21 protein-coding genes are annotated in these 25538 nt (G+C 66.4%); 14 read left to right on the top strand and 7 right to left on the bottom strand.

Features of this window, described 5'->3' with window-relative positions; all coding sequences use genetic code 11:
- Window positions 1-86 precede the first annotated feature (86 nt).
- Both SR870_RS04710 and tyrS read right to left on the bottom strand, forming a co-directional pair.
- Window positions 87-1307 carry an MFS transporter gene (locus SR870_RS04710; RefSeq protein ID WP_322516884.1) on the bottom strand — a complete coding sequence of 407 codons (1221 nt, stop codon included), beginning with the start codon at window positions 1305-1307 and terminating at the stop codon, window positions 87-89.
- Window positions 1308-1385: 78 nt separating this feature from the next.
- Window positions 1386-2642: a tyrosine--tRNA ligase gene (gene tyrS, locus SR870_RS04715; protein WP_322516885.1), complete on the bottom strand. Its 1257-nt coding sequence runs from the start codon at window positions 2640-2642 to the stop codon at window positions 1386-1388.
- A 157-nt stretch (window positions 2643-2799) separates the two neighbouring features.
- Here tyrS and SR870_RS04720 point away from each other — a divergent pair, with 157 nt between their 5' ends.
- The gene (locus SR870_RS04720) at window positions 2800-3903 is read left to right on the top strand and encodes an anhydro-N-acetylmuramic acid kinase (protein WP_322516886.1); all 1104 of its coding nucleotides are present in this window, start codon (window positions 2800-2802) and stop codon (window positions 3901-3903) included.
- Between the two features lie 99 nt (window positions 3904-4002).
- Here SR870_RS04720 and SR870_RS04725 read toward each other — a convergent pair whose 3' ends face one another.
- Window positions 4003-4650 (bottom strand): alpha/beta hydrolase, encoded by a 648-nt coding sequence (locus SR870_RS04725; RefSeq protein ID WP_322516887.1) that lies wholly within the window; start codon window positions 4648-4650, stop codon window positions 4003-4005.
- A 245-nt stretch (window positions 4651-4895) separates the two neighbouring features.
- Here SR870_RS04725 and SR870_RS04730 point away from each other — a divergent pair, with 245 nt between their 5' ends.
- The 11 genes from SR870_RS04730 (at window position 4896) to SR870_RS04780 (ending at window position 16659) form a co-directional block, all read left to right on the top strand.
- A complete protein-coding gene (locus SR870_RS04730; protein WP_322518193.1) occupies window positions 4896-6062 on the top strand; it encodes a cysteine desulfurase family protein in 1167 nt (388 codons plus the stop codon).
- An 82-nt stretch (window positions 6063-6144) separates the two neighbouring features.
- On the top strand, window positions 6145-7641 hold the full coding sequence (sufB, locus tag SR870_RS04735; RefSeq protein ID WP_322516888.1) for a Fe-S cluster assembly protein SufB: 1497 nt from the start codon (window positions 6145-6147) through the stop codon (window positions 7639-7641).
- A 136-nt stretch (window positions 7642-7777) separates the two neighbouring features.
- A complete protein-coding gene (gene sufC / locus SR870_RS04740) occupies window positions 7778-8536 on the top strand; it encodes a Fe-S cluster assembly ATPase SufC (RefSeq protein ID WP_322516889.1) in 759 nt (252 codons plus the stop codon).
- Between the two features lie 20 nt (window positions 8537-8556).
- Entirely contained in the window at window positions 8557-9870 is a 1314-nt protein-coding gene (gene sufD / locus SR870_RS04745) for a Fe-S cluster assembly protein SufD (RefSeq protein ID WP_322516890.1), read from the top strand.
- A gap of 231 nt (window positions 9871-10101) precedes the next feature.
- Window positions 10102-11346 carry a cysteine desulfurase gene (locus SR870_RS04750; RefSeq protein ID WP_322516891.1) on the top strand — a complete coding sequence of 415 codons (1245 nt, stop codon included), beginning with the start codon at window positions 10102-10104 and terminating at the stop codon, window positions 11344-11346.
- The gene (locus SR870_RS04755; RefSeq protein WP_011441875.1) at window positions 11343-11711 is read left to right on the top strand and encodes an SUF system Fe-S cluster assembly protein; all 369 of its coding nucleotides are present in this window, start codon (window positions 11343-11345) and stop codon (window positions 11709-11711) included. Before SR870_RS04750 ends, SR870_RS04755 begins: the two co-directional genes overlap by 4 nt.
- Window positions 11712-11906: 195 nt before the next feature.
- Complete coding sequence (sufA, locus tag SR870_RS04760; RefSeq protein ID WP_416221125.1) at window positions 11907-12311, top strand: Fe-S cluster assembly scaffold SufA; 405 nt, start codon at window positions 11907-11909, stop codon at window positions 12309-12311.
- A 157-nt stretch (window positions 12312-12468) separates the two neighbouring features.
- Window positions 12469-14430, top strand: a complete 1962-nt coding sequence (gene goxA, locus SR870_RS04765) for a CTQ-dependent glycine oxidase GoxA (protein ID WP_322516892.1) — start codon at window positions 12469-12471, stop codon at window positions 14428-14430.
- Between the two features lie 4 nt (window positions 14431-14434).
- Window positions 14435-15538: an NAD(P)/FAD-dependent oxidoreductase gene (locus SR870_RS04770; RefSeq protein ID WP_322516893.1), complete on the top strand. Its 1104-nt coding sequence runs from the start codon at window positions 14435-14437 to the stop codon at window positions 15536-15538.
- Window positions 15535-16014, top strand: a complete 480-nt coding sequence (locus tag SR870_RS04775) for a RidA family protein (RefSeq protein ID WP_322516894.1) — start codon at window positions 15535-15537, stop codon at window positions 16012-16014. The genes SR870_RS04770 and SR870_RS04775 overlap by 4 nt, the downstream gene beginning before the upstream one ends.
- Window positions 16015-16194: 180 nt before the next feature.
- Complete coding sequence (locus SR870_RS04780) at window positions 16195-16659, top strand: TfoX/Sxy family protein (RefSeq protein ID WP_416221126.1); 465 nt, start codon at window positions 16195-16197, stop codon at window positions 16657-16659.
- Window positions 16660-16691: 32 nt separating this feature from the next.
- Here the strand turns inward: SR870_RS04780 and SR870_RS04785 are convergent, their stop codons facing one another.
- The 3 genes from SR870_RS04785 to SR870_RS04795 form a co-directional block, all read right to left on the bottom strand.
- Window positions 16692-17759 carry a GGDEF domain-containing protein gene (locus SR870_RS04785; RefSeq protein WP_322518196.1) on the bottom strand — a complete coding sequence of 356 codons (1068 nt, stop codon included), beginning with the start codon at window positions 17757-17759 and terminating at the stop codon, window positions 16692-16694.
- 103 nt (window positions 17760-17862) lie between these two features.
- A complete protein-coding gene (locus tag SR870_RS04790) occupies window positions 17863-19440 on the bottom strand; it encodes a DEAD/DEAH box helicase (protein WP_322516895.1) in 1578 nt (525 codons plus the stop codon).
- A gap of 847 nt (window positions 19441-20287) precedes the next feature.
- Window positions 20288-21277, bottom strand: a complete 990-nt coding sequence (locus tag SR870_RS04795; protein WP_322516896.1) for an AraC family transcriptional regulator — start codon at window positions 21275-21277, stop codon at window positions 20288-20290.
- 316 nt (window positions 21278-21593) lie between these two features.
- On the opposite strand from SR870_RS04795, the gene SR870_RS04800 reads away from it, so the two are divergent.
- Both SR870_RS04800 and SR870_RS04805 read left to right on the top strand, forming a co-directional pair.
- Complete coding sequence (locus tag SR870_RS04800; RefSeq protein WP_322516897.1) at window positions 21594-23279, top strand: methyl-accepting chemotaxis protein; 1686 nt, start codon at window positions 21594-21596, stop codon at window positions 23277-23279.
- A gap of 158 nt (window positions 23280-23437) precedes the next feature.
- Window positions 23438-24946 (top strand): caspase family protein, encoded by a 1509-nt coding sequence (locus SR870_RS04805; RefSeq protein ID WP_416221127.1) that lies wholly within the window; start codon window positions 23438-23440, stop codon window positions 24944-24946.
- 369 nt (window positions 24947-25315) lie between these two features.
- Here the strand turns inward: SR870_RS04805 and SR870_RS04810 are convergent, their stop codons facing one another.
- Complete coding sequence (locus tag SR870_RS04810) at window positions 25316-25504, bottom strand: hypothetical protein (RefSeq protein WP_322516898.1); 189 nt, start codon at window positions 25502-25504, stop codon at window positions 25316-25318.
- Window positions 25505-25538 lie beyond the last annotated feature (34 nt).

Here is a 25538-nt window from a genome sequence, read left to right on the forward strand (position 1 = left end):
CGTGTGCCGCCAATGCCGGGTCTATGCCACGCCAGCGATTGCGAAATCATGACCGATGTCTGCCACTGCGTAGCAGTAGCGAGCGCTTATTGTCGCTCCCGCAGCGCCGGCACAACCAGAAACGGAATCATGCCGATCAGCACGCTGACCAGCGCGAAGCCGATCACCGGATCGTAGCTGTTGCTGAGATCGTGGATCAGGCCGCCGCACCATGAGCCGATCGCCGATCCGAGCCCGCTGCCGATCGCGATCGTGCCGTAGATCAGGCCGACGTGCCTGCCACGAAACAGCTTCATCGCGGTCGCCGTAATCAGTGGGCCGCGCGATCCGATCATGCTGCCGAAGCAGACGACGAAGCCGGTCAGCAGGACGTAGTTGGGATAGGATTTCAGCAGCCACAGCATCACGATGCCGGCGATCGAGACCGCATAGCTGAACAGGATCGACGGCCGACGGCCGATCACGCCGTCGAGCCAGCTCACGCCGAGCATGCCGATCACCAGCACCACGCCGGAGAACCCCCAGGCGGTCGCCGCCTGCAACGGCGGAAAGCCGGCATCGACCAGATAGGCGACGACCTGCGCGGCGATCGCATACATCCCGATCGCGGTGAAGAAGAACGTCGCGAACAGCGCCCAGAAGGCGTGGTGGCGCATCGCCGCGCGCAGCGTCCAGCCGTCGTCCGGCGCGTCGAGCGTCGCTGCTCGCATCGCGCGGGGAGCTCCGGCGGCATAGCGCCGCCATGGCAGCATCAGCAGCGGCACCAGCAGCAGGAGCATCGCCGCGCCGAGCATCTCGTAGGCGCCGCGCCAGCCGGAGCGTTCGATCAGCACCTGCGCGATCGGCAGCAGCAACAGAACGCCGGCGCCGGTCGCGGAATACACCACGGCCATCGCGGTGGGCAGCCGCGCCCCGAACCAGCGGCCGAGCAGGATCGAGTTCGGCACGGTGCCGGTCAGCGCGATGCCGAGGCCGACACACAGGCCGACGGCGATCTGCAATTGCCAGAGTTGCTGGGCGATGGCCGCGCCGAGGAAGGCGCCGCCGAGCAGCAGCAGACCCAGCATGTAGACCACGCGGGGGCCGGAGCGGTCGAACAGCCGGCCTACGAAGGGCGAGGCGAGGCCGCTGCACAGCGCTGTCAGCGAATAGATCGACACCACCTCGGCGCGGTCCCAGCCGAAGGATTGCGAGATCGGCAGCAGGAAGACGGTGAAGCTCTCGCCCAGGCCGCGGCCGAGCAGCGACAGCACGAAACACACGCCGAGCACGACGAGGCCGGTCCGCTGCGATGCGCGCTGGTCCAAGGTGCGGTCCTTCCCGAGAAACGTTGGCTCCATGGAGCGCGTTTCCGCTGCAAAGAACAGCGCTCGCGGCGAATGGGGCTATGCGGGCTTGAGCAGGACGTGCTTCTTCTTACCCATCGACAGTTTGATCACGCCCTCGGCAGTGAGATCGGCCGCAGTCAGCGCCATCTTCTCGTCGGTCACGAGGACGTCGTTGACCCGCAGCCCGCCGGCCTTGATCTGCCGCCGCGCTTCGCCGTTGGAGGCGACGAGGCCGGCCTTCTCGGCGAATGCAGCCAGCACGCCGATGCCGGCGTCGAGCTCGGCGCGGGTGACGTCGATGCTCGGCAGATCCTGCGCGGTGCCGCCCTGTTCGAACGTCGTCCGCGCCGTCGCTTCCGCCTTCTCCGCCGTCTCACGGCCGTGCATCAGCGCGGTCGCCTCGGTGGCGAGCACCTTCTTCGCGTCGTTGATCTCGGCGCCCTGCAACTTCGCCAGCCGCTCGATCTCGTCCATCGGCAGCAGCGTGAACAGCTTGAGGAAGCGGCCGACATCGGCGTCCTCGGTGTTGCGCCAGTACTGCCAGTAATCGTAGGGCGACAGCATGTCGCCGTTGAGCCAGACGGCGCCGGCGGCGGTCTTGCCCATCTTGGCGCCGGACGATGTCGTCAGCAGCGGGCAGGTCAGCGCGTGGAGCTGATGCGTGCCCATGCGGCGGCCGAGGTCGACGCCGGTGACGATGTTGCCCCACTGGTCGGAGCCGCCCATCTGCAGATTGCAGCCGTAGCGCCGCGCCAGTTCGACGTAGTCGTAGGACTGCAGGATCATGTAGTTGAATTCGATGAACGACAGCTCCTGCTCGCGCTCGAGCCGCATCCGCACCGAATCCATCGTCAGCATGCGGTTGATCGAGAAGTGGCGGCCGATGTCGCGCAGCATCTCGATGTAGTTGAGCTTGGTCAGCCACTCGGCATTGTCGGCCATCAGCGCGTCGCTGGCGCCGTCGCCGAACTTGATGAACTTCGAGAACGTGCCCTTGATCGACTCCTTGTTGGCGTCGATCTGCTCGTAGGTCAGGATCTTGCGGGTTTCGTCGCGCCCCGACGGATCGCCGACGCGCGTGGTGCCGCCGCCCATCAGCGCGATCGGCTTGTTGCCGGTGACCTGCAGCCAATGCAGCATCATGATCGACAAGAGATGACCGACATGCAGCGACGGCGCTGTGCAGTCGTAGCCGACATAAGCGACGACCGCGCCGCGCGCCGCAAGCGCGTCCAGCGAATCCGGGTCGGACATCTGATGAACGAAGCCCCTGCTCTGGAGCACATTCATAAAATCGGACTTAAATGCGGTCATCTTTATCGATCTCTGATCACTGTTATTTCACGCATCGCGCAGATCGGCTGCGCGGAATGCACGTGAGGGCTTTCGATCGCGTTACCGTGTGGCATTATAAGAACTGCGTGTTTGACACAAGTTGGACGTTCCGCAGCGGCCCGAAAGGCGCGATGCCATGATGATGACGGCGATCGGATTGATGAGCGGGACCTCGCTCGACGGCGTCGACGTCGCCTTGATCAAGACCGACGGCCGGCAAGTGTCGGCGCTGGGACCCTCCGGCTATCGGGCCTACACCGAGACCGAGCGCGGGCTGCTGCGTCAGGCTCTGGCCGAGGCCCCGCATCTCGACCGGCGCGACGCGCGGCCGGGCATCCTCGCCGAGGCCGAGCGCGTGGTGACGATCGCGCACGCCGAGGCGGTCGCGGCCTTTATGGCGCACCACCGGATCGCCGCCGGCGCCGTCGACATCGTCGGATTCCATGGCCAGACGGTGCTGCATCGACCCGCGGCGAAGTTGACGGTGCAGATCGGCGACGCGCTGGCGCTGGCGAAGGCGATCCGGATTCCGGTGATGCATGATTTCCGCGCAGCCGACGTCGCCGCAGGCGGCCAGGGCGCGCCGTTCGTGCCGGTGTATCATCGCGCGCTGGCGCGATCGCTCGGCCGCGAGGGGCCGATCATGGTGGTCAATATCGGCGGCGTTTCCAACATCACCTATATCGACGGCGACCAGACGCTGATCGCCTGCGATACCGGTCCGGGCAATGCGCTGCTCGATGATTTCGTATTCCGCACGATCGGAAAGCCGTTCGACTGCGAGGGGCGGCTCGCGGCGCAGGGCGCTGCGGACAGCGGCTGGCTTGCCGAAGCCCTGCAGCATCCGTTCCTCGTCCAGCCGCCGCCGAAATCGCTGGACCGCAACGACTTCGCGTCGCTGCCGCTGCGGGACTGGTCGGCCGCCGATGGCGCGGCGACGCTGACGGCGTTCACAGCCGGGGCGATCGCGCGGATCGTGCCGCTGCTGCCGAAGCCGCCGCAAAGCTTCGTGGTCACCGGCGGCGGCGCGCGCAATCTGACGATGATGCGGATGCTGCGGGAGCGGTTGGCGCCGGCGCAGGTCGAGAGCGCCGATGCGCTGGGCTGGTCGGCCGATGCGATGGAGGCGCAGGCGTTCGGCTTCCTCGCCGCGCGCGGGCTGAAGGGCCTGCCGCTCAGCTATCCGGCGACCACCGGGGTGGCGTTCCCGATGACAGGCGGGCTGCTGGCGCGGCCGTGAGGCCAATCCGTCATTGCGAGGAGCGGAGCGACGAAGCAATCCAGTCCGGTGCACCGAGCTTTCGATTGCTTCGCTGCGCTCGCAATGACGGAGCAGATGTTACCGGACGTTGGCGAGCCGCATGTCGAGATAGGACGTCACCGTCTCCATCAGCGGCTCCATCTTGTCTTCGAAGAAGTGGTTGGCGCCGGGGATGGTCTGCTGGTCGATGACGATGCCCTTTTGGGTTTTCAGCTTTTCGACCAACGTGTTGACGTCCTTGGCGGGGGCCACGATGTCCTTCTCGCCGTGCACGATCAGGCCGGACGACGGGCAGGGCGCCAGGAACGAGAAATCGTAGCGGTTCGGCTCGGGCGCGATCGAGATGAAGCCCTCGACCTCGGGCCGGCGCATCAGCAGCTGCATGCCGATCCAGGCGCCGAACGAGAAGCCGGCGACCCAGCAGGCGCGGGCTTCGGGGTTGATGGTCTGCGCCCAGTCGAGCGCCGAAGCGGCATCGGACAATTCGCCGGTGCCGTGGTCGAACGAGCCCTGGCTGCGGCCGACGCCGCGGAAATTGAACCGCAGCACCGAAAATCCGCGCGCCACGAAGGCGTAATAGACCTGATAGACGATCGGGTGGTTCATGCTGCCGCGGAACTGCGGATGCGGGTGCAACACCATCGCGATCGGCGCGTTCTTCTGCTTGGCCGGGTGGTAGCGGCCTTCGAGGCGGCCTGCGGGACCGGTGAAAATGACTTCAGGCATCAGCGATCCTTGGTAGATTGGGATGGGCCTGGCGCGTCGGGCGCGCGCGGGCCCTGCCAAAACGACCGTTGGCCGCCGTCCGGCAGATCAGGCAACGGCGGGATGAACGGGGAGCTGCGTTCTAGCATGGAGCGCAGGGCCAATTGCAAGCATATTGAACATCGCCACGCGCCGGATCCGATCCCACGCTCGCAGGTTCCCGAAAATGGAACCGTCTCAGGCTGTTACAGAAGGACAGGGAATTGCTGAAGGCCGACCGCGCTTATCTCGACTGGAATGCGACGACGCCTTTGCGGCCGGAGGCCAGGGCGGCGATCGCAGCGGCGCTGGAGACGGCCGGCAATCCGTCCTCAATTCACGCCGAGGGGCGCGCCGCGCGGGGGCTGCTCGAGCAGGCGCGTGCGGCGGTCGCGGCGGCGGTCGGCGCCGAGGTGCGCAATGTAGTATTTACGTCAGGAGGTACCGAAGCCAACATGCTGGCGCTCACGCCCGGTCTTCGCGTCGGCTCCCAGGCGATTGAACACCTTGTCGTTTCGGCGATCGAGCATGCCTCGGTGCTGGCCGGCGGGCGGTTTCCGCACGCGCGCGTCGAGACCGTTCAGGTAACAGGTGAAGGCGTTGTCGATCTGGATCACCTCCGGAGCCTGATGGCGGGCGCGCGCCCTGCGCTGGTCTCGGTGATGCTCGCCAACAACGAGACCGGCGCGCTGCAACCCATTCATGATATTGCCGAAATCGTCCATGCCGCGGATGGCCTGCTGCATGTCGATGCGATTCAGGCGCTGGGCAAGATCCCGTTGGACATCAACGATTTAGGCGCGGATCTGATATCCGTGTCGGGACACAAGCTGGGCGGGCCGACAGGGGTCGGAGCGCTCGTCCTCGCAAGCCATCTGCAGGGGCTGGAGCCGCTGCTGCGCGGTGGCGGGCAGGAGCTGGGGCGGCGTGCGGGGACAGAGAATATCGCCGGTATTGCGGGCTTCGGCGCAGCCGTCGCCGCGGCGATTCCAGCGATGGCGACGGACATGCCGCGGGTCGAAAAACTGCGGAATCGGCTCGAGGCAAACCTGAGGCAAACCCAAGGCAGCGTGATCATCGCCGAATCCGTGCCGCGGCTGCCGAACACGACGCTGGTCGCGGTGCCGGGACTCCGCGCCGAGACCGCGGTGATCGGCTTCGACCTCGCCGGGATCGCGGTGTCGTCCGGGTCGGCGTGTTCGTCGGGAAAGGTCCGGCCGTCACACGTCTTGGAGGCAATGGGCTTTGGTCCGGAACTTGCTCAGTCGGCGATACGGCTCAGTCTTGGCTGGTCGAGTAGCGAATCCGACATTGATCGATGCCTGAAGGCTTGGCGAAAGCTTGCGGGCAACCTAACTAAAAGGGATCATGAAACAGAGCTTGAACGGTTCTAAGAGGGTTTCATCCCGCGCCGGATCGTGTAAGCATGTTCCAGCAGATCCACCGCGGTCCTTGAAACCGCGAGCGGAGGTTTAAATGGCTGCCGTCCAAGAGACCGTCGATCGGGTTCGCCAGATCGACGTCGATCAATATCGATATGGATTCGAGACGCTGATCGAATCCGACAAGGCTCCCAAGGGGCTGTCGGAAGACATCGTCCGCTTCATCTCAGCGAAGAAGAACGAGCCGGACTGGATGCTGCAGTGGCGGCTCGAGGCCTATCGTCGCTGGCTGACCATGACCGAGCCGACCTGGGCGCGGGTGGACTATCCCAAGATCGATTTCCAGGATCTGTATTACTATTCGGCGCCGAAGCCGAAGAAGACGATCGGCTCGCTCGACGAGATCGATCCCGAGATCCTGAAGACCTACGAGAAGCTCGGCATTCCGCTGCGTGAAGTCGCGCTGCTGGAAGGCGTCGAGCCGCGGCCGGGCGAGCCGAACACGCCGAGCCGCAAGATCGCGGTCGATGCGGTGTTCGATTCGGTCTCGGTGGCGACCACGTTCCAGGCCGAGCTGAAGAAGGCCGGCGTGATCTTCATGCCGATCTCCGAAGCGATCAAAGAGCATCCGGACCTGGTGAAGAAATATCTCGGCACCGTGGTGCCGACCTCGGACAATTACTACGCCACGTTGAACTCTGCGGTGTTCTCCGACGGCTCGTTCGTCTACGTGCCGCCGGGCGTGCGCTGTCCGATGGAGCTGTCGACCTATTTCCGCATCAACGAGCGCAACACTGGCCAGTTCGAGCGCACGCTGATCATCGCCGATAAGGGCTCCTACGTCTCGTATCTCGAAGGCTGCACCGCGCCGCAGCGCGACGAGAACCAGCTGCACGCCGCCGTGGTCGAACTGATCACGCACGACGACGCCGAGATCAAGTACTCGACGGTGCAGAACTGGTATCCGGGCAATTCGGAAGGCAAGGGCGGCATCTACAACTTCGTCACCAAGCGTGGCGACTGCCGCGGCAACAATTCCAAGATCTCCTGGACCCAGGTCGAGACCGGTTCGGCGATCACCTGGAAATATCCGAGCTGCATTCTGCGCGGCGACAATTCGCGTGGCGAATTCTATTCGATCGCGATCTCGAACGGCTATCAGCAGGTCGACTCGGGCACCAAGATGATCCATCTCGGCAACAACACCACGAGCCGGATCATCTCCAAGGGCATCGCGGCCGGCCGCTCGCAGAACACCTATCGCGGCCTCGTCACCGCGCACCGCAAGGCCAAGGGCGCGCGCAACTTCACCGCCTGCGACTCGCTGCTGATCGGCGACCAGTGCGGCGCGCACACCGTGCCGTATATCGAGGCCAAGAACGCCTCGGCGCTGTTCGAGCACGAAGCGACGACGTCGAAGATCTCCGAGGACGTGCTGTTCTACTGCGTGCAGCGTGGGCTGTCGCAGGAAGAAGCGGTCGGCCTCGTGGTCAACGGCTTCGTCAAGGACGTGCTGCAGCAACTGCCGATGGAGTTCGCGGTGGAGGCCCAGAAGCTGATCTCGATCAGCCTCGAAGGCTCGGTCGGATAATCCGGAAGCCCTCATCCTGAGGAGGTCGCGAAGCGGCCGTCTCGAAGGATGGCAACGATAAAGTCATATCAACTCGTCCTTCGAGACGCGCGCGAGGCGCGCTCCTCAGGACGAGGGCCACACAGGAAGGCTGGCAATGTCCGCACTGCTCGAAGTCAAAAATCTCCAGGTCCGCGTCGCCGAGCGCGAAATTCTGCATGGGCTGACGCTCAGCGTGAATGCCGGCGAGGTGCACGCGATCATGGGGCCGAACGGCTCCGGCAAGTCGACGCTCTCCCACGTGATCGCCGGCAAGCCGGGCTACGAAGTCACCGGCGGCGAGATCCTGTTCAAGGGCGAGGACCTGCTGGCGATGGCGCCGGACGAGCGCGCCGCCAAGGGCGTGTTTCTGGCGTTTCAGTATCCGGTCGAAATTCCCGGCGTGGCGACGATGACGTTCCTGCGCACCGCGCTGAACGCGCAGCGCAAGTCGCGCGGCGAAGTCGAACTGTCGACGCCGGATTTCCTCAAGCGCGTCCGCGAGGTCGCAAGCTCGCTCGGCATTCCGCAGGAGATGCTGAAGCGCGGCGTCAATGTCGGCTTCTCCGGCGGCGAGAAGAAGCGCAACGAAGTGCTGCAGATGGCGTTGTTCCAGCCGAGCCTGTGCATCCTCGACGAAATGGACTCGGGCCTCGACATCGACGCGCTGCGCATCGCCTCCGAAGGCGTCAACGCGCTGCGCACGCCGGACCGCGCGATGGTGGTGATCACCCATTATCAGCGGCTCCTGGACTACATCGTACCCGACCACGTCCACGTGATGTCGCGCGGCAGGGTGGTGAAGAGCGGCGGCAAGGAACTGGCGCTCGAACTCGAAGCCAATGGCTACGCGCAATATCAGGACGCTGCGGCCTAAGGCGGATCGGACGGATCAAGATGAATATCGCAGTGGCGAAGACCGACAAGATGGACATGGCGGGCGCGAATTTAGCGAGCGTCGCCGCGCGCCAGCCGGAGGCCGGCAAGGTCGCGGACGCCCGCCGCGAGGCCCTTGACGCGTTCCAGCGCACCGGCCTGCCGCATCGCCGGATCGAGGACTGGAAGTACACCGATCTGCGCGCGCTGATGCGCGAGGTGCTGCCGGTGGCGCCTGCGCCCGACGCCGCGGCGCTGGCGCGGGCCGAGGCGGCGGTGAAGCTGCACGCGATCGAGGGCGTCCGCCGGCTGGTGCTGGTCGACGGCGCGCTGGCGACCAGCCTGTCGGATCTTGCGGCGCTGGAGCCGGGGCTGTCGATCCGCAGCCTGCGCGATGCGCTCGACGCCGGCGACGACCGGCTGCTGTCGCTCGACAATTCCAACCCGATGACGGCGCTGAACACCGCGCTGATGACCGACGGTGTGGTGATCGATGTCGCCGACGGCGCCAAGCCTGCGCGGCCGCTGCACATCCTGCACATCGCCTCGGGCGGAGCAGCATCGGCGATGTTCACGCGCACGCTGGTCTCGCTCGGCAAGGATGCCGCCGCGACCGTGGTCGAGAGCTACGTCGCCGGAGAAGGCGCGGGCGTCTATCAGGTGCACGACGCGGCGGTGATCGCGATCGGCGACGGCGCGCGGCTGGATCACGTCCGGCTGATCGAAGATTCGCGCGAGGCGTTCAACATCGCCGCGGCCGAAGTGCGCGTCGGCGCGCATGCACACTACAACGTCGTCGGAATCGCGACCGGCGCGCTGGTCAGCCGCTATTCGTCGACCGTGACGATCGCCGGCGAGCACGCGCATGTCGAAACCAACGGCGTCAATCTCTTGAACGGCAAGCAGCACGCCGACACCACGCTGGTGATGAATCACGACGTGCCGCATTGCGTCAGCCGCGAAGGCTTTCGCGCGGTGGCCGACGATCGCGGGCACTCGGTGTTCCAGGGCCGCATCAACGTGCGCCAGCCGGCGCAAAAGACCGACGCCAAGATGATGACGCGGGCGCTGCTGCTGTCCGACGAGGCCGAGGCCGACAACAAGCCGGAGCTCGAGATCTTCGCCGACGACGTCACCTGCGGCCACGGCGCCGCGATCGGCGCGCTCGACGATCAGTTGCTGTTCTATCTGCGCGCGCGCGGTCTCGCCGAGAAGGAGGCCGAGGCGCTGCTGATCCAGGCCTTCGTCGGCGAGGCGATCGAGGCGATCGCCGACGACAATCTGCGCGAACTCGCGATCGGCGCCGCCGAGCGCTGGCTGGCGGCGCGGGGGTAGGGCGGACAATCATGCAGTCGGCGTCCCGGAGCCAGAAGCGAGCACGCACTTCACCTCTCCCCGCGCGCGGGGAGAGGTCGGATCTTCGCGTAGCGATGATCCGGGTGAGGGGGCGTCTCGCCGAGTCTCGGCCTCGCGGAGACGCCCCCTCACCCCAGCCCTCTCCCCGCGCGCGGGGAGAGGGAGTGGATGCGGCACTGCTGCGATCGCTCTCGAGTTGGAAGGCCTGACATGGCACATCCCGCGGTTTCAAACGGATCCTACGACGTCGCCAAAGTCCGCGAGGATTTTCCGGCGCTGGCGCTGAAGGTCTACGGCAAGGATCTGGTGTATCTCGACAACGCCGCCTCGGCGCAGAAGCCGCGAATGGTGCTGGAGCGGATGACCAAGGCGTATGAGAGCGAATACGCCAACGTGCATCGCGGCCTGCATTATCTCGCCAACGCGGCGACCGAAGCCTATGAGGGCGGCCGCAGCCGGGTGCAGCAGTTCCTCAATGCCAAGCGGCCGGAAGAGATCATCTTCACCCGCAACGCCACCGAGGCGATCAACATGGTGGCGTCGTCGTTCGGCGCGCCGAATATCGGCGAGGGCGACGAGATCGTGCTCTCGATCATGGAGCACCATTCCAACATCGTGCCGTGGCACTTTTTGCGCGAACGTCAGGGTGCTGTTCTCAAATGGGCGCCGGTCGACGACGACGGCAATTTCCTGATCGACGAATTCGAGAAGCTGCTGGGGCCCAAGACCAAGCTGGTCGCGATCACGCAGATGTCGAACGCGCTCGGCACCATCGTTCCGGTCAAAGAGGTAGTGAAGCTGGCGCACGACCGCGGCATTCCGGTGCTGGTCGACGGCAGCCAGGGCGCTGTGCATCTGTCGATCGACGTCCAGGACATCGACTGCGATTTCTACATCATGACCGGCCACAAGCTGTACGGCCCGACCGGGATCGGCGTGCTGTACGGCAAGTACGATGTGCTCGCCAAGATGCGGCCCTACAACGGCGGTGGCGAGATGATTCGCGAAGTGGCGCAGGACTGGGTGACGTATGGCGACCCGCCGCACCGGTTCGAGGCCGGCACGCCGGCGATCGTCGAGGCGGTCGGGCTCGGGGCGGCGATCGACTACGTCAATTCGATCGGCAAGGAGCGCATCGCCGCGCACGAACACGATCTTTTGACGTATGCGGAACAGCGGCTGCGCGAGATCAACTCGCTGCGCATCATCGGCGCCGCCAAGGGCAAGGGGCCGGTGATTTCGTTCGAGATGAAGGGCGCTCACCCGCACGACATCGCCACCGTGATCGACCGCCAGGGCATCGCGGTGCGGGCGGGAACCCATTGCGTGATGCCGTTGCTGGAACGGTTCCAGGTCACGGCGACGTGCCGAGCGTCGTTCGGCATGTATAATACCCGTGAGGAAGTCGACCAACTCGCTAATGCGCTGATCAAGGCGCGGGACCTGTTCGCATGACCGATACGATCGAAGCCAAGGCCAATATGCAGACCGTCTCGGCGCTGCCGCCCGAGGAGACCGAGCGGCTCGGCACCGAGATCGTCGCGGCGCTGAAGACGGTGTTCGACCCGGAAATCCCGGCCGACATCTACGAACTCGGCCTGATCTACAAGGTCGAGATCAAGGACGACCGCACCGTCGACGTCGACATGACGCTGACGACGCCGAACTGCCCGGCGGCGGCGGAACTGCCGACCATGGTCGAGAACGCGGTCGCCACCGTGCCGGGCGTCGGCGTGGTCAACGTCGCGATCGTCTGGGAGCCGCCGTGGACGCCGGAGCGGATGAGCGACGAGGCGCGGCTCGTGCTGAATATGTGGTGAGACGATTGGCCGTCATTGCGAGGAGCGGAGCGACGAAGCAATCCAGTGCCGCGCGTGTGCCGCCCCTGGATTGCTTCGCGGAGCCTGTGCCCGGCCGGCGCGGAGCGCCGATCCGGGTGCTCGCAATGACGGGACTGACTGAGAAGAACAATGTCACACACGGGCGGCCTTGAACCGCCACGAGGACGTGAACACATGTCGGAGATGACACAGCTTTCCAACACCGAAAAGCCCGCTCGCCGGCCGCGCCCGCAGGTGATGCGCCTGACCGACGCTGCCGCGACCCGCGTCAAGGACCTGATGTCGCGCGCCGACAGCGAGATCGTCGGACTGCGCGTCGGCATCAAGAACGGCGGCTGCGCCGGCCAGTCCTACACCGTCGAATACGCCCACGATCTGAAGGCGAGCGACGAGGTGATCGAGGACAAGGGCGTCAAGATCCTGATCGACCCCAAGGCCGTGCTGTTCCTGCTCGGCACCGAGATGGACTACAAGGCCGACAGGATGCAGGCGCAGTTCGTGTTCAACAATCCGAACCAGATCTCGGCCTGCGGCTGCGGCGAGTCGGTCGAATTGCAGCCGGCCAAGATCGACGGCTGAGCGTAGCCCGGCAGCCTCGCCCGGCGTTCGACGCCGGGCCTCGATAGAAAACATCGAAAAACGATCGCTTCGCTCCAGTGCTGCAGCGGCATTAATCCGGCTTTAAGTTCCAGTTGCGAAGACCTTGCAGGTATTATTTGCAGGGGAGAGCTTCGGTATGAAGCGTCGGGATTTTCTGTTGGGCGCCGCGGCGCTGGGCCTTGGCGGGCCGATCCTCGGCAAGGCGGCGATCTCGTCGCTGCACGCGCAACAGCCGGCGCCGCAGGGCGCCAAAATCGCCAAGGTCGCGGTCTTCCCGGCGATCGGCTTCTCGCGCGTCGGCAATGCCGACGATTGGTTTCTCGCCCCCGAAGTCCCCGGCCTTTTGTCCGAGCCCGACGGCGGTTTCAAGGATCCGCGCGGCCGCATCAAGAAGCAGGTGCAGCGCTTCCGGCTGTTCGGCTACGACGATCAGGGCCGCGTGGTCCGCGAGATCGACGCTACGCAGGCGAAGTGGAGCGTGCACGTCGCCAACACCAAGGCCTCCTGGTACGGCTTCGTCAACGCGATGGATCAGGGCGCAGCCGCACCGGGCGTGCCGGGCGCGCAGCGCAACGCCTTCATCGCGCTCGACAAGCGCGAGGCGATGCTGTGCATCGATCCCGGCGCGGTGGCGATTTCCGGCGCCTCGGTGAACGGCGCGGGCGGCGACGACAATTATCGCATGAAGGGCCGGTTCTGGCAGACGCTCGACGTGCCGCTCGGCCATCTGCGCACCGACGACAAGGGCCGCCTGCTGGTGTTCGCCGCCGACGGCGTGTCGCGCTCCTCGCTGCCGCAGAATCCGGTGCGCGACTTCACCAACAATGACGGCTGGCACGACGACTGGGCCGACGGCTGGGTCAAGGCCAGCGTCAGCATCGACGGCGCGAGCGTCGACTGCGAACCGGCGTGGGTCGTGTGCTGCGGGCCGAAATTCGCGCCGCAGCTCGAACCGATCGTGACGCTGTACGATGCCGCGCGCGAGGCGATGATCGCCTCCGGCCAATTGCAGGCGCCGGCCGACAAGGTCTCGTTCCGCCGCGACGTGCTGCCGATCCTGCGCCGCGCCGGCGCGATGCAATGGGTCGCGGCGGCGTCGTTCCTGGGCGCGGCGTGGCACGACGTCGGCGACCTGTCCGACCCCGCGATCATCGAAACGCTGGCCAAGCCGACTGCTGATACCAGGGCGGCGCGCAAGAAGGTGTTCGACATCTTCCGCAGGCCGGGCGGCGAGGATCAGCGCGCCTATGCGGTGCCGATCATGCTCGGCGACGGCGTCAACTATCCGGACAGCCGGCATTCGTGGCTGGCGCTGACGCCGACGCAATATCGCGTGCTGGAGCTGTGGGCCGACGGCAAGTTCGAGGCGGACTACGCCAACGCCGCCGCGGATGCGGTGAAGACGCTCGACGATCTGCCGGTCGAACTGCGGCCCGAAGCGATGACGCGCGCGGCGCTCGACGCCTGCTCCGGCGGCGCGTTTCATCCCGGCGTCGAGATCACCTGGCCGATCCGCCACAAGGCGCTGTATCGCGGCCCCGACGAGACCAGATTGCCGTTCCGGATCGCGCTGTCGAACCGCAGATCGCTCAATCAGGATCTCGGGCTGCAGCTCAATCCGGTCAACGTCTTCGCCGGCAATCCGGACAAGCCGGATCAGGGCGCGCCGATCGGCCCGCAGGCGCCGGGCGATCTGACGCGCTGGATGGGCGTGCCATGGCAGGGCGACGCGTTCAGTTGCCAGGCGGTGCTGACCGCGTCGGGCTTCCCGACGCCGGTGTGGTGGCCGGCGCTGCTGCCGGTCGATGTGCTGCCCGAGGCGTTCTACAAGCAGATGATGCGCACCGATCTCTCCGCAGAGGAGCGGCTGCGGTTCTATCACACGCGCGTGCCGTGGGCGCGCGGCGCGGCCGGCATCGGCCTGCATGTCGAGGCCGGCTACACCGACGGCCTGCGGCGGATGATCGAGCTGTGGACGCGGATGGGCGTGGTGGTGAAGCGGCCCGGGCCGAAGGGGCTGGCCGGCGTGCCGGAGCAGGTGTTCGTCGAGGTGCAGCGCGGCTCGATGGACATCGTCGAGCCGAACCCGCAGCGCTAAGCGGATGGACCGCATTGCCATCATCGGCGCCGGCGTGGCGGGATTGGCCGCCGCCCGGCGGCTCGTCCTGGCGGGCCACCGTCCGATCCTGATCGCCCCCGATTCAGCGGTGCCGAACCGCGGCGAAACGCTGTCGCCGAAAGCGCTGACATTGCTCGAAGCGCTGCAATGGCCGCACCTGCTCGACGCCGACAGTACGTTGCCCGGCGACGGCCGGTTCTCGGTCTGGGGCGACGCCACGCTGCGCAAGGCGCCGGACCACGAGGGGCTCGGCTATCATCTGGATCGCGCCCAGTTCGAACGGCTGATGCGGACGGCTCTGTTCGCGCACGACCTCGAGCAGGCGCGGACCAGCGTGACCGCGATCGCGCACCGGCCTGCTTGTGTCGAACTGACGCTCGCCGATCGGGCCGTGATCTCGGCGCCCGCGGTGATCGACTGCACCGGACGCGCGGCGCTGTCGTCCGGGGAGGCCGCGCAGCGCCGGCGGCTCGACCGCCTGATCGCGGCGTGGCGCGTGCTCGATCTGCCCGACGATGCCGAGACCGTGGCGGCGACGCTGGTCGAAGCGGTGGAACTCGGCTGGTGGTACATGTCGCCGCTGCCCGGCCGGCGGATGATGCTCGGCCTGTTCACCGACAGCGATCTCGTCCCAACCGGCGTCGCGCAGGACGGCGTGCGCTGGGCCGGCCTCGCAGCCGGCACCCGCGCGATCGCGCCGCGGCTCGCGAGCCTCGGGCTGGAGGCGTCCGCGGCGGAGACGCCGCCGGCGATCGCGCCGGCCGCGTCGATCACCGTCGGCCGTCTCGTCGAGGGCCGCATCGTGCGGGCCGGCGATGCCGCCGCGGCACTCGATCCGATCGGCGCCAACGGCCTCGCCACCGCGCTGTGGAGCGGCACCCAGGCGGCGGGGGCGGCGCTCGGCCTGGCCAGGGGCGATGCCGACGCCGGCGCAGCCTATGAGCGCGACTATCTGCAGGGCGTCGCGCATCAGTTCGCGGCCCAGAACGCGATGTACGCCTCGGAGCAGCGCTTCGCCGACGCGCCGTTCTGGCGCCGGCGGCAGATCATCTCGTCCGAACCCGACCCCAAGGAGAGAACCGCATGAACCGTCCGCTCCGCGCGCTGCTGATCGCCGCTGCCGGCACCATGGCCTTGCCGGGCATCGCACCGGCGCAGGACAAGTCCGCCGTGCAGATCATCGCCCCGACCGACAAGACGATCACGCCGAGCGGCACCTGGAGCATGGGCGCCCGCGCCGGCGATTTCGTGTTCATCGGCGGGATGCGCGGCACCGACCGCGCCACCGGAAAGATGGTCGAGGGCGACGAGGCGCGGGTGCGGCGGATGTTCGACAACATGCTCGCCGCGGCCGAAGCCGCCGGCGCAACCAGGCACGATGCCGTGCGGCTCACCGTGTTCGTCACCGACGTCGCGAAATATCGGCCGGTGGTCAACAAGGTGCAGAAGGACATCTGGGGCGACGGCCCGTACCCGCCGCGCACCGTGCTGCAGGTGCCGGCGCTCGATCAGGGCGATATCGCCGAGATCGACGGCACGTTCTATGCGCCGGTGAAGAAGTAGTCCGCAGCCGGTGCCCCGGACGCGGCGCAGCGCGCCGCTCTCCGCGGCGTGGCGCGCTGCAGATCCGGGTCCCGGCTTTCTGTTTCTTGCGCTCGCCGCGGCTTTTCTGGCCGCCGCTCGAGTAACCGGGGTCCCGGTTCTGCGGAGCAGCGCTTTGCGCTGCGCCGCGCCCGGGACACGGTGGCGAAGCTGTGCGGAGATGACTATGCTCATCCCCGGAAGAGGCTGGGCCCGCCGATGGATCGTGACTATCTCGCCGATTTGTTCGCGCCGTTCGGGCCGGTGACGATCCGGCGGATGTTCTCCGGTTTCGGCATTTCCGCCGACGGCATCACCTTCGCGCTGGTGATTCAGGGCACGCTCTATCTGCGCGCCGATGCGGCGACGATCTCCAAATACCAGGAAGAGGGCTCGAAGCCTTTCGCTTACACGACCCGCCTGCGGACCGTCACCGTCGCCTCGTACTGGCGACTGCCGGACCGGCTGCTCGACGAGCCGGACGAACTCGCACAGTGGTCGCGGGAGGCGCTTGCGGCGGCCGAGCGGGCGAAGGCCCTGAAGCCGCGCGCAGCGAAGCGTGCGAAGAAAAAGGTCGTCCCGAAGCCGAAACGCAAGTCGACTAAACAAAGTCCTGTGACGCGTTGATGGTCGACGCGTCGATCGTTCGCGCCGTGTGACTACGCCACCTTGGCGGTTTCGACCTGGCGGAATTCCGGATCGGTCTCGCAGATCACCCGGTTGCGGCCGTTGCGCTTGGCCGAATACAGGCAGGCGTCGGCGCGTTCGATCAGGGCGTAGGCGTCGTCGTCCGGCTTCAGCGTCGAGACGCCGGCCGACAGCGTCACCCGGCCGAGAATCTCGCCGGTCGACTTCTTCTTCAATTCCTTCGACATCACGGTGCGGCGGATGTCGTCGGCGACGACCAGCGCCTGGCGCAACGGCGTGTTCTGCAGCACCACGGCGAATTCCTCGCCGCCGTAGCGCGCCGGAATGTCCTTGGTCTTGATGTTCTGCTTCAACGTCATCCCGACCAGCCGCAGCACCTGATCGCCGGTGAGGTGGCCGTAATTGTCGTTGAACGATTTGAAGTGATCGATATCCATCATCAGCAGCGACAACGGCAGCCGGCTCACGGCGGCGCTGCGCACCGCTTCGTTGACGACGCGATCGAAATGCTTGCGGTTGCCGAGGCCGGTCAGGGGATCGGTCAGGCTCTCGGCGCTGATCGCCTCCAGGCTGGCCTGCAGATTGGTGATTTCCTGCCGCGAGGTCGACAGCCGCTCTTCGAGGGCGGTGTTGGCTTCCTGCATCTCGCGGGTCGATGCCACCAGCCGCTCGACGATCGCCTTGATCTGCTCGTGATCGGTGGTGAGCGACAGCTTCTGGCTGGCGCCCTTCAGATTGTCTCCGAAGGTGGCGGTGGTGCCGAGCGCGTCGCCCAGCAGCGACATCATGTCGTCGATCTCGCTGACGACGCGCGCGCCGATCCGGTCGATGCGCTCGTGGGTGCGGCCGTGCGACAGATAGCAGTCGTACAACTGCTCGAGGTCGGAGTCCGACAGCCGGCCTTGCTCCGCCAGCGCGTCGTTGATCGCCTTGTTCAGCTCCGCATTGTAGCCTGTGGCGTAGACGTACCAGATCTCGTAGTTGCGCGGCATCGCTCCGTGCCGGAGCGCCCGGATCTGGTTCAGCGCGAGCTCGGCATAGGCCAACGTGCGCTCGTGATCATTCTGCATGGCGGCCAGATCCCCCGTCGTCGGGGATCGCCCCCAACCCTCCATCATGGGTTGCAAAGCTACGTCGCGAGGGTGAATGCCCGGTAAATTTCCGGTGCCGATCGCCCTCGCGTCAGCCCCGTGCGCGCACAGGACGCAGAAGGAAGGCGGGCAGATGCGAGTGGTCGCCCGGCTCGGACGACAGGTCCCGCGCCGGCGGCGCCGACCCGAACGAAGCATGGGCGGCCGGTGCAGCGGCGGCGGGCGCGATCGGAGCGTTGCGCGGTTCGCGGCGCGGCTTGCGGGCCTCGCGCGGTTCACGGCTCTCGCGCGGTTCACGGGGCTCGCGAACCTCGCGGGCTTCGACCGGCGCCGGCGCACGGGCCTCACGCGGCTCGCGGGCAGGGCGCGCTTCACCACGCGCTTCGCCGCGTCCTTCACCACGTCCTTCGCGGCGGGGACCGCGCGATTCGCGGGCCGGACGGTCTTCGCCACGCGGCTCGCGGCTGCGCGATTCGGACGAGCGCCGCGACGACCGCGCGGGCCGCTCGGTGCGTTCGGTCTGCTCCTCGTCGGCGTCGCCGGCCGGGCCGGCGTCGACGCGGGGAATCTCCTTGCCGATCAGCTTTTCGATCGCGGCGATCGATTTCTGGTCGGACGGCGCGACGATCGAGATCGCGGTGCCGAGCCGGCCGGCGCGGCCGGTGCGGCCGACGCGGTGGACGTAGTCGTCGGGATGATGCGGCACGTCGAAATTGAAGACGTGGCTGACTTCCGGAATATCGAGGCCGCGTGCGGCGACGTCGGAGGCCACCAGGATCGGCAATTCGCCCTTGCGGAAGGCTTCGAGGGCTGCGGTGCGCGCGCTCTGGTCCATGTCGCCGTGCAGCGCGCCGACGCTGAAGCCGTGCTTCTGCAACGATTTCGCCAGCAATGCCACTTCGCGCTTGCGGTTGCAGAAGATGATCGCGTTCTGCAGATCGGTGGCGGCGCGGATCAGGCGGCGCAGCGTCTCGCGCTTCTCGTGCGGCTCGCGACCGCAGGGGACCTGCGACTGCGCCACCGTCACGGCGGTCGACGCCGGCTTGCTGACTTCGATCTTTTCGGGATTGTGCAGGAAGGTCTCGGTGACGCGGCGGATTTCCGGCGGCATCGTCGCGGTGAAGAACAGCGTCTGGCGGGTGAACGGCACCAGCTTGCAGACCCGTTCGATGTCCGGAATGAAGCCCATGTCGAGCATGCGGTCGGCTTCGTCGATGATCAGCATCTCGACGCCGGTGAGCAGCAGGCCGCCGCGTTCGGTGTGGTCGAGCAGGCGGCCGGGCGTGGCGATCAGCACGTCGACGCCGCGGGTCAGTTTGAGATCCTGATCGCCGAACGAGACGCCGCCGATCAGCAAAGCGACGTTGAGCTTTTGCCCGGCGCCGTATTTGTCGAACTGTTCCTTGACCTGGGCGGCGAGTTCGCGGGTCGGCTCGAGGATCAGGGTTCGCGGCATCCGCGCGCGGGCGCGGCCCTTTTCCAGCATCGTCAGCATCGGCAGCACGAAGGCCGCGGTCTTGCCGGTGCCGGTCTGGGCGATGCCGAGGACGTCTCGCCGGGCGAGCACGTGGGGGATCGCCTGTTCCTGGATCGGAGTGGGGGTCGTGTAACCGCTTGCCGCGACAGCGGAGAGGACCTTGTCTGAAAGGCCGAGATTGGAAAAGGACATTGAGCCTCTGTTGTCGGCGCAACCTGACCCGGACCGAAACTTCGGAGTTCGGGATCACGCCATTGGTCGAAACCGCCGCCTTGATTCTGGAAATAGGCTGTCGCGCCCAACCCCGGAGCGGCACGCATAGTTGCACGGGGAAGTCTGATCGCAGACAGACGGCACAACGGGCATCGCGTTTCGATACCGGGCCGCTTCAAGGCCGGAACATAGGCCTGAATCGGCCAAAGTCAATGCAGCGGCGGATGAAACCGCTCGAAACACTTAACGAAACGGCGGTTCTGGCGGGTTTTTGGGCAGCCGGCGGGCGCCTTGGCCGGAGCGACCGCGCGTCGGGCTTGCGGGCGCCGTGGCCGCTGCTCCCGGAACGCCTCGCGACAATCCCGGCGCAGCGGTGCCGCGCGCCAGCGTTTCAGGTCGGATCCGCGCGCGGAAGACCTGCGGATTTTGGACGATCAGAGGACTCGAAAAAAAGACCCGCACCGCGGGCCTTTCAAACCAATCGTGCCGGGCTGATCAGACGCAGCGGCCGTTATAGTAGCGCTTGCCCGGTCCGCACCTGTCGGCAAAAGCCGCCTCGGAAATCATCACGGCAGTCAGCAAAGTCAGCGCGATGAGCGTCAGCATTTTCTTCACAGAAGTCCTCCCTGGCCTTGTCCGGTGTCGTAGCAAACCGTCGGGTTGAATCGACGTGTCGCGTCCGCAGGTCAATCCACCACGGCCGTGCTGTCAACGACCCGGCCGCCGCTTTCTCCTTGCCCAGCCGCACCGCACGCCGCCGCACCATCGGCGACGGCGACGGCGCAACGCGAACAGCAGACAGGCGCGCGGTCCGGGCAAAGGCGCGTCAGCCCTGCGGGCGTCGTCGCCGCAGCGTCTCCGTCGGCGACTCGCCGAACGCTTCGCGATAATCCTTGGCGAAGCGGCTCGGATTGGCGAAGCCGCAGCGCAGCGCGACGCCGACCACGGTGGTCGCCGCACCCGTCTCGATCAGTTGCTTGGCGCGCGACAGTCGGACCCGCTTGATCAGAGCGGCCGGCGAATGGCCGCGATGTTTGATGAACGCGCGCGTCAGCGTCGAGACGCTGACTCCCGCGGCGGCCGCCAGATCGTCGGCGGTGATGTCGGATTCGCAGCGGGTCTCGGCGTAATGTTCGGCCCGCAACAGCCAGGACGGCGTCGACTCGCGGTCGGGGACATCCAGCAAGTGAACGAGATTGTGCCGGCTGCAGCACAGCAGCGAGGTGATGCAGGCCTGCTCGAGCTGCAGCAGGAGCTTCTTCGGCCAGGCCGAAAACGCCGGGTCGAGCCGGCTCGCGAGCAGCTTCAGCAGGTCGCGAAAACCGAGATAGCGGGGATCGTTGTTCGCGATCGCGGGTTCGAAGACGATCTGCCGATGCGGCGTGAAGCCGATCAGCGACGCCATCGTGCGCTCGAGCGTCTGCTGGGGAATCCGCAGAACGAGTTGTCGAAAGTTCTCACTCAGATCGAGCTGCACGCGGCGACCCGGCGAGCACACAAACGCGGCGCCTTCGGTGAATTCGAGGCGATGCGAGCCACTGGTCAATCGTGCGTGGCCGTGCAGACAGACGTGCACCAGAGCGACCGAACGTTCGGGGACTAAGACTTTAGTCGGAGTCGCGTTTCCGGCGAAGTAGAGTCCCACATGCGGAAGCTCAGCGAGATTGGTCCGCACGAAGAAGCCTTCGCTGTCGGGGGCGATCACTTCGACGCCGTAACGCCGCATCACATTGCGCGCTTCAATCGGGTCCTGGCTTCGCAGAATTGAGAAGTCCCGCAGCAGCTCCGGCTCGTCATCCAACAACTCGACGCTCATGGCGTGATCAACTACGCCGAACCCGCGCGCATGCCTACTCGTGGAGCGATCTCGACCGGTTCTTTTTCCGTCTGTCCTGAATGACCGAATTTGTACTTACCGGCATTTAGCGGTCTTCCGATAGATAACGACTGTCGTGCATGTAGCGGTGAGCTGACCTGCAAAAAGACTGCAGCTCGGAATCTCGTTCCGAGCTCGGCGCCCCGCACAGGAGGCGCGCGAAGTCTCGCTGCGGAACGGTTTCCGGATGTGGACGACACACGCAAGCATGCGCCTGGCGGCGCGAGATGTCGGAACGGCAATCGAGGTACGGGAAATGAATCTCTCCAACGTCAAGATATTCTACAAGATCGCCGCGTGCTTCCTGCTGCTGAGCATCGTGGTCGCCGGCGGCGTCTGGTTCGCCGCGGCGAAAATGGGCGAGATCGAGCGGCTTTATGCCGAGATGCTGGACGGGGATGTGCAGAGCATGAAGGCCAACATCCGGGCCAATGCGCGCGTCTTCAATCTCGGTCGGCTGTCCTGGCGGGTGATTGCGGAAACTGATCAGGCCGAATTGCAGAAGGTCAGTCAGGAGGCCGCGGCGGCGCAGAGAGAATTCACCGACTACATCGCCGAGGCCAAGAAGGGGCTTCCCACCTATGCGGCGGATTTCGACCGCATCGTGCGGCAGTTCGAGGACGTCGTCGTGGCCAAATACGTGCTCGTCGAGAAGGCGGCCATGGCCAATCAGAAAGAAGCGGCCGTGAAGCTGGCGAAAAGCATGGGCGACGACAACCAAGCCTTGCGTGTGGCCCAGTCCGCAATCACAGCCCGTATCGACAAGGACATCCATGCGCGTCAGCAGACCATTTCCGCCGACGTCGCGAGCGCCATCCGTCTCACCGTGTTGATGATCGGAGGCGCCTTCCTTGCGGTGCTGGCGCTGGCCTTCGCGATCGTGCAGTTCGGCATTGCGCGTCCGATCGGGCGCCTCGTCGGCGATCTGCAGGCGATGGCCCGCGGCGAGACCGTCGTGATCTCCGGCACCGGGCGTCGCGACGAGATCGGGCAGACCGCCAACGCGGTCGAAGGCATCAAGGTGATGCTCGACGACAAGGCGAAGCAGGACGCCGCGGCCAAGGCGGATCAGGACCGCAAGCTCGCCGCGCAGCGCAAGCAGGACATGGCGAGGCTCGCGCACGACTTCGAGGCCGCGGTCGGCGAGGTGATCCAGACGGTGTCGTCGGCCTCGACCGAACTGGAAGCGTCGGCGACGACGCTGACCTCGAACGCGCGGCACGCGCAGGAAGTGACGACGACGGTCGCAGCAGCCTCCGAGCAGGCGTCCGCCAATGTGCAGTCGGTGGCGTCCGCGACCGAAGAGATGGCGTCCTCGGTCACCGAGATCAGCCGCCAGGTGCAGGAGTCCGCACGCATCGCCCAGGAAGCCGTGGGGCAGGCGCAGACGACCAACGAGCGCGTCGGCGAACTATCCGCCGCTGCGGCGCGGATCGGCGACGTCGTCGACCTGATCAACACCATCGCCGGCCAGACCAATCTGCTGGCGCTCAACGCCACGATCGAGGCGGCGCGCGCCGGCGATGCCGGCCGCGGCTTCGCGGTGGTCGCCTCGGAAGTGAAGGCGCTGGCCGAGCAGACCGCGAAGGCCACCGGCGAGATCAGCCAGCAGATCAGCGGCATCCAGGCCGCGACCGATCAGTCGGTGTCGGCGATCCGCGAGATCGGCGCGACGATTTCGAAGATGTCCGAGATCGCCTCGACGATCGCATCGGCGGTGGAAGAGCAGGGCGCCGCGACGCAGGAGATCTCGCGCAACGTGCAGCAGGCGGCGCAGGGCACCCAGCAGGTGTCGTCGAGCGTGATCGACGTCCAGCGCGGCGCCAGCGAGACCGGCTCGGCGTCGGGCCAGGTGTTGTCGGCGGCGCAATCGCTCGCCAACGACAGCAACCGCCTCAAGCTCGAAGTCGGCAAGTTCCTCGAGACCGTCCGCGCTGCGTGAGCGCGGACGCGGCGCGGACCTCCCCCAAGGTCCGCGCCACCCCCAGGCCGGATCGCCGCCGCCACCCCCCGCCGAAATCGGTTGAACCATGCTCGGGTTCTGACCGACTATGGCGCAGGCGGCGCGATCCGGCCGTCGGTCTGTCTGGGACGTTTTGAATGCGATCGCTGATGCGGCGGGGGATATCGGCGATCGGGGTGATCGCCGCGGTGCTGATCTGCAGCGTGCCGGCCGAGGCCGCCAAACGCGTCGCGCTGGTGGTCGGCAACAACGATTATCGCAACGTACCGAAGCTGCAGAAGGCGGTCAACGACGCCCGCACCATGGGCGACGCGCTGCGCACGCTCGGTTTCGAAGTGATGATCGCGGAGAATCAGAATCGCACCGCGTTCAGCCAGAGCCTGCTGGCGTTCGACAATATCATCGAGCCCGGCGACACCGCGTTCTTCTTCTATGCCGGCCACGGCTTCGAGATTTCCGGGCAGAACTACCTGCTGCCGACCGACGTGCCGGCGGCGACGCAAGGCCAGGAGGAACTGGTCCGCGACGCTTCTGTGCTCGCCGACCGCATCGTCGAGCGGCTGCAGAATCGCGGCGCGCGCACCGCGATCCTGGTGTTCGACGCCTGCCGCAACAATCCGTTCGAGCGCCGCGGAGTCCGCGCGCTGAGTGGCCGCGGCGGGCTGGCGCCGATGACCACGCTGCCCGAGGGCGTGTTCTCGATCTTCTCCGCCGGGCCGCGGCAGACCGCGCTCGACCGGCTGTCCGACACCGACGCCGATCCGAATTCGGTGTTCACCCGGGTGTTCGCCAAGCAGTTGCTCGACCCCGGCGAGAATCTGGTGCAGGTCGCGCAGCGGACGCGCCGCGCGGTCAGCGAGATGGCCGACACCGTCGGGCATCGGCAGGTGCCGGTGTATTTCGACCAGATGGTCGACGACGTGTTTCTGAACGGCGCGGCGAAGCCCGGCGCAGCCGCGGCCGCGCCGGTGGCGTCCGCCGAGCCGTCGCAGAAGGTCGCCGCGCTGCCGCCGGTGGCGCCGCTGAAGCCGCCGACCTCGGAAAGTCTCAACGCGCCGATCGCCAGCTTCTCGCGCCACAATGGCGGCTGGACCGTGGTGTTCTCGATCGCCGATCCGACGCTCGGCATTTCCTGGCGGCTCGGCGACAGCGGCGAATTCCGCGAGACCGGCTTCATGGACACGCTCGATCCGCGCACCCGCAAGCGGATGCCGAATCCGTCGATCCAATTGCCGGCCGACGCCGCGGCCGCGACCATCGAGGTGCGCTATGTCGATGCGCTCGGCGAGACGCAAGGGCCGTTTCCGATCCGGTTCGAGCCGGAGGCCGCCTTGCTGCGCGACCAGCGCAAGATCCTCGACATGACCGCGACGAGCTGGCTGTCGTTCCGCGACTACAACGGACTGCTGGTCTACTACACGCATCTGATGTCGTATCGCTGCGCGATCCGCGAGGTGCGGATCGGCATCGACAGCGCGGTGCCCGACAAGGCGCTGAAGCTGCCGGCCTGCGACATGCGCGACCCGGTCGCGATCCCGAGCAGCGCCACGCCCTATCTGAAACTGGCGCCGGGCGTGAAGTCGGTGTCGGTCGAACTGACCTATCGCGACGGCTCGGTGTCGGAGATCAAGACGTTCAGAAGGTGAGGCGTGTCCGTCATACGGGGCTTGACCCGGCAACGCCGGACGGGGGTTGGAAGAGCCGTTCTGCCTTCGCTGGAATCAGCATTGGCGTTCCGGGACGCTCACCACAGCTACAACCTCATGGTGAGGAGGCGCGCAGCGCCGTCTCGAACCATGCGCCGCCGGCACTGCGTCGCCCCATCCTTCGAGACGCCCGGCTTCGCCGGGCTCCTCAGGATGAGGGGCAGTGCATCTGGCAAGGATCGTATCGCTTCGATCAATCGGACGTAGGGTGGGCATAAGGCGCGGAGCGCCGTGCCCACGCGTGATCCGGCGAGATCGCTCGTGTCGCGTGGGCTTCGCTGCGCTCAGCGCCACCCTACGGCCGGAGCGTCACACCTTGCGCGAGATCATGATCAGCAGGAATCCGCCGAACGCGGTGGAAGCGCCGTACCACATCCATTGCGACTGATTGATCATGAAGCTCTGTTCCGGCCATTGGATCAGGCCGGCGCCCTGGCCGGTCCAGACCAGGCCCATCAACAGGGCGATGATGCCGATGACGAGGAACAGTGTGCGCATGGGGAATTCCGTGCCTTTCTCGTCTGTTTCGAAT

Origin of the sequence: Rhodopseudomonas palustris (genome assembly GCF_034479375.1) — a bacterium.
GTDB lineage: Bacteria > Pseudomonadota > Alphaproteobacteria > Rhizobiales > Xanthobacteraceae > Rhodopseudomonas > Rhodopseudomonas palustris_M.